The organism is Pseudomonas sp. BT-42-2, from assembly GCF_025847435.2.
GTDB classification, from domain to species: domain Bacteria; phylum Pseudomonadota; class Gammaproteobacteria; order Pseudomonadales; family Pseudomonadaceae; genus Aquipseudomonas; species Aquipseudomonas urmiensis.
This window is the reverse complement of the sequence record NZ_JAOYTM010000001.1, coordinates 49539-62061: the sequence shown is the minus strand read 5'-3', so window position 1 is coordinate 62061 and position 12523 is coordinate 49539. Positions and strand designations below refer to the sequence as shown.

Here is a 12523-nt window from a genome sequence, read left to right as displayed (position 1 = left end):
TCGACAATCCTTGAAGTCCTGCTCAGCGCCGCTGCGCAAGACGCACGATCACTGAGCATAGGAGAAGATCCCCCTGGCAAAGCGTTAGTTCAGCGCATGTGCGCGAATTGAAACGTTTCGAAAGACTTGCCGTTGCGCCACCTCAAGCTGCCCTCAGAGAATTCCGGGGCACGATGGCAGGCAATGTGATAAAGGTGATCGAGCCCCCACCGTCGAGCCTGAGCATGTCCGATACCCCAGAGACCAACACGCGCCCATGGACGGTCTTGCTGATTTTTCTGCGCCTGGGCCTGACCTCGTTCGGTGGGCCGATTGCCCACCTGGGCTACTTTCGCGATGAGTTCGTCATGCGCCGGCACTGGCTGAGCGAGCGCAGCTATGCCGACCTGGTTGCGCTGTGCCAGTTCCTGCCGGGCCCGGCCAGTAGCCAAGTGGGCATCGCCCTGGGCTTGTCGCGCGCCGGCTACCGTGGGGCGCTGGCGGCGTGGGTCGGCTTCACCCTGCCCTCGGCGCTTGCCCTGGTGCTGGTCGCCCTGGGCCTTGCCCGGTATGCACACGCGATTGCGCCAGGCGTACTGCAAGGTCTGCAGATGGTGGCAATCGCGGTCATCGCGCAGGCAGTGTGGGGCATGGCGCGCGCATTGTGCCCGGACATCCCACGCATCATCTTCATGGCAGTGGCGACCTGCGCGGCGCTACTGCTGCCGTCAGCGGGCGGCCAGATCACCGTCATTGCCCTCGCTGCCAGCAGCGGCTTGCTGCTGTTCAGGCCAAGCCCAGGCACACCCCATGAGCCGCTGCCGATCATGATCCGCCACCGCGCTGCGTTGCTGTGGCTGTCGCTGTTTTGTGCCCTGCTGATCGGCTTGCCGATCCTCGCCGAGCTGTCTGCCAATCAGGCCCTGGCGCAGTTTGATGCGTTCTACCGGGTAGGCGCGATGGTATTTGGCGGCGGCCATGTAGTACTGCCGTTGCTGGAGGCAGAAGTGGTAGCCAGTGGCTGGGTCAGCCGCGATACCTTCCTGGCAGGCTACGGACTCGTGCAAGCGGTACCGGGGCCGCTATTCACCTTCGCGGCGTTTCTGGGCGCTTCGATGAATGGCGCCCCTAGCGGCTGGGCGGGCGGGCTGATCTGTCTGTTGGCGATTTTCCTGCCTTCGTTTCTGCTGGTCGTGGGTGTGCTGCCGCTGTGGGAGCGTCTGCGCCGTAACACGCGTGCACAAGCGGCGTTGATGGGCATCAATGCCGCCGTGGTCGGACTGTTGCTGGCCGCCCTGGTGCGACCGATAACGGCTACTGCACAGCATGCGCCACAAGACCTGGCCCTGGCACTGTTGGCCCTGGTTGCGCTGATGCTGGGCAAACTTCCGCCTTGGCTGGTGGTGATCGCGGGCGGCGCTGCCGGTTGGTTGTTGAGCTTTTTTTGAAATCGGCTGCATCCAAAACACCCACTGGCGGGTAATCCCTTCAGCAGCCTTTCGCTGCCGAGCCGTTCCCCTGCGGAGAAACCGTCATGAATGCCAAACCCATCCTCAGTCTCATCCCCCGCACACTGGCCATCGCCGGCCTGTCGCTGACCCTGCACAGTGCCAACGCCCAGACCGGCCTGCCCGACGCGGTGAAAGTCCCCGATGGCCACAAAGTGGTCATGGAAACTGTCGGAGTCGGCGAGATCACCTACCAATGCCGGGACAAGGCCAACGCCCCCGGCCAGAGCGAATGGTTCTTCGTCGGCCCCAAGGCCGTACTCAATGACCGCGCCGGCAAAGCCGTTGGCAGCTACTTCGGCCCGCCCGCCACCTGGCAGGCCAAGGATGGCTCGAAAGTCACCGGCACGCAGCTGGCCGTGGCGCCAGCGAGCAAGGCCGACCTGCCCTATCAGTTGGTCAAGGCCAATCCGGCCGAGGGCCAGGGCGCGATGATCGGCGTCAGTTACATCCAGCGCCTGGCCACCCAAGGCGGCGTGCCACCGAGCACGCCGTGCAGCGCGGCCAACAAAGGTGAGCAACAGGTGGTGAAGTACCAGGCCGACTACATTTTCTGGGCGGCCAAGTAACGACCCAGGCGGCTCGGTGAGCGCAGTGAAAGTCGTCTACGCTGTTCGACAAACCCCAGCCCGGTGGCCGGGGTATCGACCTGCTGCCGAGGGCTGAACTCACCGTGTCATTGCCCGAACCCGGCTTCGATTACCAAGGCTGTCTTGCAGCCTGCGCCCAAGGCCAGCGTCAGGCCCTGCGCGAGCTGTATGACCAGGAAAGCGCCCGCTTGCTCGGGGTCGCCCGGCGCATCGTGCGCGACAGCGCCACGGCCGAGGATGTAGTCCACGATGCCTTTGTCAGGATATGGACCCGCGCTGGCAGTTTCGATCCAAGTCGAGGTTCGGCACGCGGCTGGATCTACAGCATCACCCGCCACCTGGCGTTGAACTTCATTCGCGATAGCGCACGCCTGGTGCCTGCCGGCGAGGAGGATGAGCCAGTGTCAGCCGTCTGTGAACAGCAGCCTGGCTTCGACCTGCAAGCACGCTCGGCGAAGATCTTCGACTGCCTCGATCAGCTAGAGCCGTCGCGGCGCAGCTGCATCCTGCATGCCTATGTCGATGGCTGCACGCACGCCGAGATCGCGCAGAAACTCGGCGCGCCGCTGGGCACCGTCAAAGCCTGGATCAAGCGTGGCTTGAGCGCATTGCGGGAGTGCATGGGATGACCACCCAGAACGGCGACGAGCGCCCTGATGAGCTGCAGCAACTGGCTGGCGAGTACGTCCTGGGCACCTTGCCTGGCGAGCAACAACGCGCGGTGCAAGCACGCTTGCAACACGACCCGGCCCTGCGTGCGGCGGTGGATGCCTGGGAGCAGCGGCTGCTGGAGTTGACTGCCCTGGCCGAGCCTCAACAGCCCAGCCCACAGCTGCGCCAGCGCATCGAACGCAGCCTGGATACCCTTGAGTCACCCGCCCCGTCAACGTCGCGCCAACAGGCCGACTCGTGGTGGAACCTGCTGCCCTTGTGGCGTGGCTTGGCGGGTGCCGGGCTGCTCGCCAGCCTGCTCATGGCGCTGGCCCTGCTGCTGGGCGACCCGCCGCCGGCCACGCCCACTTACCTGGTGGTGCTGGTGGCGCCACACAGCCAGGCACCTGGCTGGGTGGTGCAAGCCAGCGATCGCCAACAGGTGCAGTTGATCCCGTTGGGCGAGACGATCATCCCGGCAGACAAAGCCCTGCAATTCTGGACCAAGGCTGACCACTGGCAGGCGCCGGTGTCACTGGGTTTGGTCAAGCCTGGGCAAACCCTCTCGCTGCCGTTGGACAAGCTGCCGCCGCTTGAAGCGAACCAGCTGTTCGAGCTGACCCTGGAGGGCGTACAGGGCTCGCCGACGGGCAAACCTACCGGGCCAATCCAGTTCATCGGGCGCGCGGTGAAAGTCATCTGATGCCCATTCCATTGGCCTGGCGCTGGGTCTACATCTCCACCTGAGTGCCCAGCTCGATCACCCGGTTGAGCGGCAATTGGAAGTACTTGAGGTTGCTGTTGGCGTTCTTCAGCAAGAACGCGAACAACTGCTCGCGCCAGCGCGCCATGCCCATGCGCTTGCTGGCGATAACCGTCTCGCGACTGAGAAAATAGGTGGTACGCATCGGGCTGAAGTCCAGGTCCTGACGCTGGCACAGGCTCAAGGCCAGCGGCACATCAGGCTCTTCGATGAAGCCAAAATGCAGGGTGACGCGGAAAAATCCGGCGCCGTAGGCCTCGACTTCCAAGCGCTGCTCGGGCCGGACCCGCGGCGAGTCTTCGGCGACCACCGTGAGCAACACCACCTGCTCATGCAGCACCTGGTTGTGCAGCAGGTTATGCAGCAAGGCATGCGGTACTGCATCGGTCCTGGCGGTGAGAAACACCGCAGTGCCCTGCACCCGATGCGGTGGCTGCGCCTGAATGCTGGCGATGAACAGTGGCAGCGCCAGCGCGGCTTCATCCAACCGCTCGAAGATGATCTTGCGTCCGCGCTTCCAGGTGGTCATCAGCACGAACAGCGCTAAGCCGGCGATCACCGGGAATGCCCCGCCCTGCACGATCTTCGGCGCATTGGCGGCAAAATACAGGCTGTCGACCAGCAGGAACCCGAGCAGCATGGGGATCGCCAGCCAGCGCGGGGTTTTCCACAACAGCAAGACCACCGCCGCGGACAGCAGCGTGGTGATCAACATGGTGCCCGTCACCGCCACCCCGTAGGCCGCCGCTAATGCACTGGATGACTCGAAACCGATCACCAGCAGCACCACGCCGACCATCAACGCCCAGTTCACCGTGCCGATGTAGATCTGCCCCTGTTCGTGACTGGAGGTGTGTTGGATGAACATGCGCGGCACATAGCCCAGCTGAATCGCCTGGCGGGTGAGCGAGAAGGCGCCGGAGATCACCGCCTGCGAGGCGATGATGGTCGCCAGGGTCGACAGCGCGACCATCGGCAGCAGCGCCCAGCTCGGCGCCAGCAGGTAGAACGGGTTGCGCACTGCCTCTGGGTTGTCGAGGATCAACGCGCCCTGGCCGAAGTAGTTGAGCACCAGCCCCGGCAGTACCAGCAGGAACCAGGCCCGGGCGATCGGCTTACGGCCAAAATGGCCCATGTCGGCATACAGCGCTTCGGCCCCGGTCAACGCCAGCACCACTGCGCCGAGGATGGCCACGCCCATGCCCGGATGAACCACGAAGAACTGCACCGCCCAGGCAGGGTTGAGCGCTAGCAGCACTTCCGGGCGCTGGACAATGCCATGGATGCCCAAGGCACCCAGGACCACGAACCACAGCACCATCACCGGCCCGAACAGAATGCCGATGCGCGCCGTGCCGTGTTTCTGGATCAAGAACAGCCCAACCAGCACGATCACGGCCAGCGGTACCACCCAATGGTCGATGCCATCGAAGGCCAGCTGCAGGCCTTCTACCGCCGACAGCACCGAAATGGCCGGGGTGATCATGCTGTCGCCGTAGAATAGCGCGGCACCAAACAAGCCAAGCAGCACCAGGACCCTGCTCAGCCGGGGAAATGGCGCCGCCGCCCGCCGCGCCAGCGCGGTCAAGGCCATGATTCCACCCTCGCCTTGGTTGTCGGCACGCAGGATGAACAACACGTACTTGATCGTGACCACCCAGACCAATGACCACAGCACCAGCGACAGAATACCCAGTACGCCATCGTGACTGGCTTGCACGCCATAGTGACCGGAAAACACTTCCTTGAGGGTGTACAGCGGACTGGTGCCGATATCGCCATAGACCACACCGACTGCGGCGACGAGCATGCCGAGACCTGTGGCTCTACCGTGGTTGGACTGATCTGCTGCGGTCGCTGCTTGGCTCACGAATCACTTCTCTGCACAGGGGGAGGCAACACAGTCAGTCCATGAGCGTCACCGGCTCCCCACAACCTGCTAGAGCCAGACCGTCGCAGCAGCCTGGGTTCAAACAGGTCAAGTTGACACTGCCCGCCTGCGGGCAAAAAGTGTCGCTAGTATGCGGATCGGCAATCGTGCTCGTCGTAAAAAAACCGTAAAAAACCAGCCCCGGTAGCCACTGCCAAGCGGCCTGAACATAACCAGCGGTGGCAGCCCAAGCCGCGCGTTGGCTGTTTCAGCGCCAGCGGCTACGCTGACGTGCAAACCTTGAGGAGATACTGTCATGCCCACGCTCAACTCGCTGCTCTGTGCGGTGCTCGCCGTTACGCTGAGCTGCACAGCAGTGGTGTCGCTTGCTGACCCTGGCAATGGCAAAGGCAAGGGACACGACAAGGGTGGCCAGCACGGCAAGCAGGACCCGGCAGGCGCAAGCCACCAGCACGGCGGACCTTCGATCGATGTCGCAGGGGTCAGGATCATTCTCGGCGACAATCGTGACTACTGGAGCCCGGGAGCGGCTTTGCCGCCAGGCATCCAGAAAAACCTGGCTCGGGGCAAACCCCTCCCGCCCGGTATCGCCAAGAAGCTGGACAGCCGCCTGCTGGGGCGCCTACCTCATTACGAGGGCTATGAATGGCAACAGGCAGGCAAGGACTTGTTGCTGATCACCCTCGCCACCGGCGTTATTTATGAAGTGCTGCACAATGTGCTGGATTGAGCCAGGCAGTGAAGCTGCATGGGGCACTACTCTCTGAGACAGCAGCGCAAGCAAAGCGGCGACAAAGCATGCCGCAACTTGGGCCGCTGGCCGGCAGCGGATGCTCTGGCCATAGCCAGATTACCGCAGCCGCTGCGGGTTGGGCGCTACCAGATGGCAATCTCGTAAGTCAGGTAGATGCGGTTGCTGTCACGACCACGGGAGAAGTCCGAGCGATAGACGTAATTGCGCAGTTTCACCCCCAGCCCCTTCGCTACACCTGCCTGGACCACATAGGCCAACTCGATGTCACGCTCCCATTCCGCCAGGCCCTCGTCGCCTGAACGGCCATTGTCACCGCTCAGGTAACGCGTCATGAAGGTCAGGCCCGGAATGCCGGCGGCGGCGAAGTTGTAGGCGTAGCTGGCCATCCAGGTCTTCTCTTGCTCTTCGATGAACTTGCCGATACCGACGTTGCTGAACGAGTAGACTGTCGCACCGCTGATGTAAGGCAACCCGGCGTCACCCTCGAGCATCTGGTAACCGGCACCAAGGGTGTGCCCGGAGTGGGTATACGATACCTGGCCGCTGAGCATGTGATTGTCGATCTTGCCGCCATGGGCGGCGCCGCTATCGCGACTCTTGAAGTAGCGCAAGTCGCTGGTGAACACCCCGCCGGCCAACGACAGGTCGTGGACCACGCCGGCATAGTCCTGGCGGTAGAAATGCTCTAGCTGAGCGTGAAAGTAGCTCACACGCAGTTGCTTGCTGACGGCATAGTCGGCGCCAGCGAAGCTGAAATCGCCAGACTCGCTGCCGCCGTAGCCATCGAGGTACAAACCGGTGCTATCGGATGAGTCGCGCAGCTTGAAGCGATCCAGGTAGCCGGCGGTCAAGGTCAGGCCATCGACATCGGTACTGGTCAGTTGCGTACCCTGGTAGGTCTGCGGCACAAGCCGCGCATCGTTGTAGACCAGCACCGGCGTCTTGGGCAGCAGGGTGCCATGCTTGACCACGGTCTGCCCCAAGCGCGCCTTGGCCGTCAGCCCGGCACTGGCGAACTCGTCTGCTGCCCGGCCATCGTCATGAACTGGCAGCAAGCCGGTCCCACTACGCCCGCGGCCTGAATCGAGGCGCACGCCGAGCAGACCGATGGCATCGAGCCCAAGGCCCAATGTGCCTTGAGTGAAGCCTGATTGGTAGTCGAGCAGAAAACCCTGCGCCCATTCCACTCGCTCACTCTTGGCGCTCGCCGCAGCGCGGGCGCTCATGCCTTGTTCGTCGCGAAAGTTTTCGTTGAAGTAGACGTTGCGCAGCTGCACTTTGAGCTTGCTGTCGTCGATAAATCCGGCAGCGCCGGCCACAGGCAACCAACCGCAGAGCAGGCCACAAGTGGCCCCACGGAAAACAGCTTGGGACATGATCGGTACTCTTTTGTTGTTCTTGGAGAGTTGGGCGCAAGCGCGCCCTCTGCAAATCAGACGAAGAAGGACAAGGCCCCGGTGAGCAAGGCCAGTGCGGTAATGACCAACGAAGTCAGCACCGCCCATTTCACGGTGGCCTTCTGGAAGTCACCGATGTCGCGATCGACCATGCCCACCAGGAGCAGGGTCGAGGCCACCAACGGGCTCATCAGGTGCACCGGCTGACCCAGCACCGAGGCGCGAGCGATTTCTATCGGGTCGATGCCATAGGCAGCCGCCGCGTTGGCCAGGATCGGTACCACGCCGAAGTAGTAGGCGTCGTTGGACAGCACGAAGGTCAGCGGCATGCTGGTCAGCGCAACCACCAGCGGGAACCAGTGGCTCCATGCTTCGGGAATCCAGTCGACCAGGGTCTGCGCCAGGGCGTCGACCATCTTGGTGCCGGAGAAGATCCCGGCGAAGATACCCGCGGCAAACACCAGCAGGACCACGGTCATGGCATTGCCCGAATGGGCCAGGATGCGCTCTTTCTGCAAGTCCAGCTGTGGGTAGTTGATCATCAGCGCCGCGACAAAGCCGATCATGAACAGCAGTGCGGAATGCATGACACCCAACACCAGGGCGGTCATCACGGCGATTACCAGCACCAGGTTCACATACGCCAGGCGCGGACGCTTATGCGGGTTGTCGCCGAGGATTTCCTTGATATAGCAATTGCCGCCACCGGATTCCAAGGCAATGTTGCCGATCCGCCGGCGCTCCGCCCGCCCCAGCAAGTAGGCGGTGAACACCACCCAGGCAGCTCCGCCGATCACTGTCGGCAGCATTGGAATGAAGTATTCGGTCGCGTCCAGCCCCAGCGCGGCAATGGCTCTAGTGGCCGGGCCTCCCCAGGGGCTCATGCCACTCATGATGCTCAACGACAGCATCGACACCGTGGCCAGGATCATCGGGTTCATGCCGATGCGCTTGTACAGCGGCAGCATTGCCGCGCAGGTAATCATGTAAGTGGTGGTGCCGTCGCCATCAAGCGCTACCAGCAGCGACAGCAACGCAGTGCCGATGGCGATCTTGATCGGGTCGCCGTTGACGCGCTTGAGAATCTTGCGGATCAGTGGATCGAACAGGCCGGCGTCGATCATCAGGCCGAAGAACAAAATGGCGAACAGCAGCAAGGCTGCCGAGGGCGCCACCATCTTCAAGCCATCGAGCATCATCTTGCCAAGCTCAGGGGCGAAGCCACCGATGAGAGCGAAGACAATCGGCACCACGGTGAGCGCAACAATCGGTGAAAGGCGTTTACTCATGATCAGGTAGGTGAAGGTCACCACCATGATCAGGCCCAGGAGTGCGAGCATGGTCTTTTCTCTTGTTGTTATTCTATTGCGGCCATCGGCAAGGCAGACGGCCCCCTACCCCACTCGACATCGCTGGGATGTTGAGTGGGATTTTAAGTCAACGATGGGAGATACAAGTGCTTTTCAGCTGTGCTGCCGGGGCTCGGCAGTCCAGTCGGCCTGCGCCGTGTCCAGCTCGGTCGGGGCCACCGGGGAGCCGTTCAAGCGACTGAGCAAGGTTTCCCGTTCGCAGGCGTTTTCCGACAGTGAAATAACCACCGTGGCCACGGCATTGCTGGCCAGGCTGGTCAAGGCGCGCGCTTCGGACATGAAGCGATCGATGCCGATCAGCAAGGCCAGCCCTGCCAACGGTATGTCGTGAATGACCGTCAGGGTCGAGGCCAGTGCCACGAAACCACTGCCGGTCACACCTGCTGCGCCTTTGGAGGACAACAGCATGATCGCCAGCATCGTCACCGTCTGGCCGAGGGTCAGATCGATGTTGCAGGCCTGGGCGATGAACACCGCCGCCAGCGACAGGTAGATGGCAGTACCGTCGAGGTTGAACGAGTAACCCGTTGGCAACACCAGCCCCACTACACCTTTCTTGCAGCCAAGCTTCTCCAGTTTTTCCAGCATGCGCGGTAGGACCGGCTCGGTGGACGAGGTGCCGAGCACTACCAGAAACTCCTCGCGAAAATAGCGCAGCAGCTTCCACAGGCTGAAGCCGTGCGCACGGCAGATACCCCCGAGCACCACCAGCACGAAAAACGCGCAGGCGATGTAGAGCGTACCGACCAGCTTGGCCAATGCCCCCAGCGAGGTTACGCCGTATTGCCCGACAGTGAAGGCCAGCGCACCGAAGGCGCCGATCGGGGCGAAGCGCATCAGATAGCCGAAAATGCGAAACACCATGGTCGAGGCCGACTCCAGTACATCGAGTACCGGCTTGCCCTTCTCGCCCATCGATGACAGGGCAAAACCACTCAGTACCGCGATGAACAGCACCGGCAGGACTTCACCCTTGTTGAACGCCCCGATGAAGGTATCCGGGATGATGTGCATGAAGAAATCGACCACGCTGAGCTTCGCCGCAGACGCGGCATACTGGTCCAGGCCGGCCGTGCTGAGGGTGGCCGGGTCGATGTTCATGCCAACACCCGGGCGGAACAGGTATACCGCGCCCAGGCCGATCACCAGGCTGACCACGGTCAGTACCAGGAACAGCAGCAAGGTCTTGCTCATTAACCGCCCCAGCGAGCGCTTGTCGGTCATCCCGGCGATGCCGGTGACGATGGTGCAGAACACCACAGGGGCGATCATCATCTTGATCAGCTTGATGAAGGCATCACCCAGTGGCTTTAGCGCAACGGCCTGTTGCGCCCAGAAGTGACCGACCACCACGCCCAGCAGGACGGCGCAGAGGATCTGGAAATACAGTGACTTGGCGAGTTTCATGAGGCATCACCCATTGTTGAAATTGTGCGGATGCGCTGGTTGTCGAGGTGCTGCGCCCCTGCCTACCCCGCCAGCCTGCGCAAGGTGGGGGCGTAGACGAAGCCTGAAAACAGTCGGCGAGCGGTTCTCACCACCGATGCCTGAAGCGTCTTGCCATCGGCACCGCTGCGCGAAAGCGCCACGTCAATGCCGCCGCTGGGGTGCTCCAGACGCACTTCCTGCAACTGCTGGGCTTGCTCGCCGAGCATGTCCATGATCACCGTGCCAGGGCTGACGCAGGCAGTCGCCAAGCCGATAGCACCGGTGATGGCCAAGGCCCGGTGGCAGTTGTGAGGCATGAAGTAACGTACCTGCAGCGTGCCGTCATAGCGCGGCGCCGAGACCAGCACAGGCTTGGGGATCACCATGCCGCTGACATCGCCCAACCCCATCGCCTTGCCGGCTTTCAGGCGCAGGGCCTCCAGACGTTGCAGCAGGCGGGTATCGGCATCCAGCTGCGCCGGGGTCTCTGACCCGGTCATGCCCAATTCGCTGGCATGGACGATCATCATCGGCATGGCCATGTCGATGCAGGTCACCGGTACACCGTCGATCACATCCTGGGCCTGGCCAGTGGGGAACAGTTTGCCGGTCTTGCTACCCACTGCATCGAGGAAGGTCAGGTGCACCGGGGCGGCAGTGCCCGGTACACCGTCGATCGCCGTACGGCCTTCGTAGCGCACGATGCCACCCGGGGTTTCCACCAGCGAGTTGACGAAGGTACCGGTGTTGAGATTGCGGATGCGTACCAGGGTCTTGCCGTCCTGCGGCTTGACCAATCCTTGCTCGATGGCGAACGGGCCAACGGCGCACAACATGTTGCCGCAGTTGGGCGCGGTATCGACCCGGCGCTGGGCGACCATGACCTGCACGAACAGGTAGTCGACGTCAGCGTCGGCATGCAGCGACGGGCTAACGATCGCCACCTTGCTGGTTTGCGGGCTACCACCACCGATACCGTCGATTTCCAGCTCATGGCCGGAACCCATCAGGTTGATCAGCAATTCGTCGCGCTCGACCACGTTGGCAGGCAGATCCCATGCATGGAAAAAAGGCCCTTTGGAGGTGCCACCGCGCATGAGTACGCAAGGAATTCGTTGCATGATTTCGTACTCTTGTTGATCAATGGACATCATTGATGTTGTAGACACAAGACTGACAGGGATGGATAAATCATTCCAATGCAAATATCGTAGTGATTATTGCGTTTTTCAGATCAATCAAACCTGGCCGCAGGAGAGCGAACTCAGATGGAATATGAGCTGCAAGACATTCGATCTTTCGTGAAAATCGCCGAACTAGGCAGTTTTCATGAAGCTGCAGAAGCGCTGCACCTGTCGCAACCGGCCCTGAGTCGGCGGATCAAGAAACTTGAAGAGGGCTTGGGTACTTCGCTGCTGGAGCGCACCACCCGTCGTGTCAGCCTCACCAGCGTGGGACGTGACTTTCTGCCCAAGGCCAGGCGTTTGCTGGATGACTTCGAGGACTCGATCCTGAGCATTCGCGAGCTCGCCGAACGCCAGACCGGCCAGGTCACACTCGCCTGTATTCCGACGGCAGCGTTCTACTTCCTGCCGTCGGTCATCCGCGACTACAACGAACAGTACCCGAAGATCCGCATTCGTCTGCTCGACCTCAGCGCCAACGACGGGCTCGAGGCGGTACTGCGGGGTGAGGCCGATTTTGGCATCAACATGATGAGCGGCCAGCACCCCGACATCGAGTTCGTCTCCCTGGTGCAGGAGCATTTCGTCCTGGCCTGCCGCAGAGACCATGCCTTGGCCACCCGTGAGGCCGTCACCTGGACAGAACTGGCCGATTACCGCCTGATCGGCGTCGGCCGTCTGAGCGGCAACCGGATGTTGCTGGATCATGCGCTCTCCGGGCTCAACTTGCGGCCCAAGTGGTTCTACGAGGTTCAGCACCTGTCTACCTCGCTGGGTATGGTCGAGGCCGGGCTGGGTGTCTCTGCCATGCCCAGCCTGGCCATGCCCAGCGCCGACCACCCGACCTTGGTCAGCGTGCCACTGATCGAACCGCAGGTGACTCGCACCCTGGGGTTGGTCTATCGGCGCGGGGCGTCGCTGTCGCCAGCGGCGGAAAAATTCGTGTCGATCCTGCTGGACAAATGGCCCAACCGTTGAAGCCAACGCCCCGCTTGCAGCCCGGCGCGG

General features: G+C 62.3%; 11 protein-coding genes. 6 read left to right on the top strand and 5 right to left on the bottom strand.

What is annotated here, in order from left to right; translation table 11 throughout:
- Window positions 1-224: 224 nt before the first annotated feature.
- The 4 genes from chrA (at window position 225) to OIU19_RS00275 (ending at window position 3431) form a co-directional block, all read left to right on the top strand.
- Window positions 225-1427 (top strand): chromate efflux transporter, encoded by a 1203-nt coding sequence (gene chrA / locus OIU19_RS00290; RefSeq protein ID WP_264232526.1) that lies wholly within the window; start codon window positions 225-227, stop codon window positions 1425-1427.
- Between the two features lie 86 nt (window positions 1428-1513).
- Window positions 1514-2056, top strand: coding sequence for a DUF3455 domain-containing protein (locus tag OIU19_RS00285; protein WP_264232525.1), 543 nt, complete (start codon window positions 1514-1516; stop codon window positions 2054-2056).
- 110 nt (window positions 2057-2166) lie between these two features.
- Window positions 2167-2706, top strand: a complete 540-nt coding sequence (locus tag OIU19_RS00280) for a sigma-70 family RNA polymerase sigma factor (protein ID WP_264232799.1) — start codon at window positions 2167-2169, stop codon at window positions 2704-2706.
- The gene (locus tag OIU19_RS00275; RefSeq protein WP_264232523.1) at window positions 2703-3431 is read left to right on the top strand and encodes an anti-sigma factor domain-containing protein; all 729 of its coding nucleotides are present in this window, start codon (window positions 2703-2705) and stop codon (window positions 3429-3431) included. The genes OIU19_RS00280 and OIU19_RS00275 overlap by 4 nt, the downstream gene beginning before the upstream one ends.
- Before the next feature lie 28 nt (window positions 3432-3459).
- On the opposite strand, the gene OIU19_RS00270 is transcribed toward OIU19_RS00275, so the two are convergent.
- The gene (locus OIU19_RS00270) at window positions 3460-5361 is read right to left on the bottom strand and encodes a potassium transporter Kup (RefSeq protein WP_264232521.1); all 1902 of its coding nucleotides are present in this window, start codon (window positions 5359-5361) and stop codon (window positions 3460-3462) included.
- A 316-nt stretch (window positions 5362-5677) separates the two neighbouring features.
- On the opposite strand from OIU19_RS00270, the gene OIU19_RS00265 reads away from it, so the two are divergent.
- Window positions 5678-6112: an anti-virulence regulator CigR family protein gene (locus tag OIU19_RS00265; protein ID WP_264232520.1), complete on the top strand. Its 435-nt coding sequence runs from the start codon at window positions 5678-5680 to the stop codon at window positions 6110-6112.
- Between the two features lie 146 nt (window positions 6113-6258).
- Here the strand turns inward: OIU19_RS00265 and OIU19_RS00260 are convergent, their stop codons facing one another.
- From OIU19_RS00260 to OIU19_RS00245, 4 genes are all read right to left on the bottom strand, one after another.
- Window positions 6259-7512, bottom strand: coding sequence for an OprD family porin (locus OIU19_RS00260; RefSeq protein WP_264232518.1), 1254 nt, complete (start codon window positions 7510-7512; stop codon window positions 6259-6261).
- A 56-nt stretch (window positions 7513-7568) separates the two neighbouring features.
- The gene (locus OIU19_RS00255) at window positions 7569-8873 is read right to left on the bottom strand and encodes a CitMHS family transporter (protein ID WP_264232516.1); all 1305 of its coding nucleotides are present in this window, start codon (window positions 8871-8873) and stop codon (window positions 7569-7571) included.
- Between the two features lie 123 nt (window positions 8874-8996).
- Entirely contained in the window at window positions 8997-10310 is a 1314-nt protein-coding gene (gene dctA, locus OIU19_RS00250; protein ID WP_264232514.1) for a C4-dicarboxylate transporter DctA, read from the bottom strand.
- Between the two features lie 62 nt (window positions 10311-10372).
- Complete coding sequence (locus tag OIU19_RS00245; protein WP_264232512.1) at window positions 10373-11452, bottom strand: 4-oxalomesaconate tautomerase; 1080 nt, start codon at window positions 11450-11452, stop codon at window positions 10373-10375.
- 147 nt (window positions 11453-11599) lie between these two features.
- On the opposite strand from OIU19_RS00245, the gene OIU19_RS00240 reads away from it, so the two are divergent.
- Window positions 11600-12493, top strand: a complete 894-nt coding sequence (locus OIU19_RS00240; RefSeq protein WP_186557014.1) for a LysR family transcriptional regulator — start codon at window positions 11600-11602, stop codon at window positions 12491-12493.
- The last annotated feature ends 30 nt before the right edge of the window (window positions 12494-12523 follow it).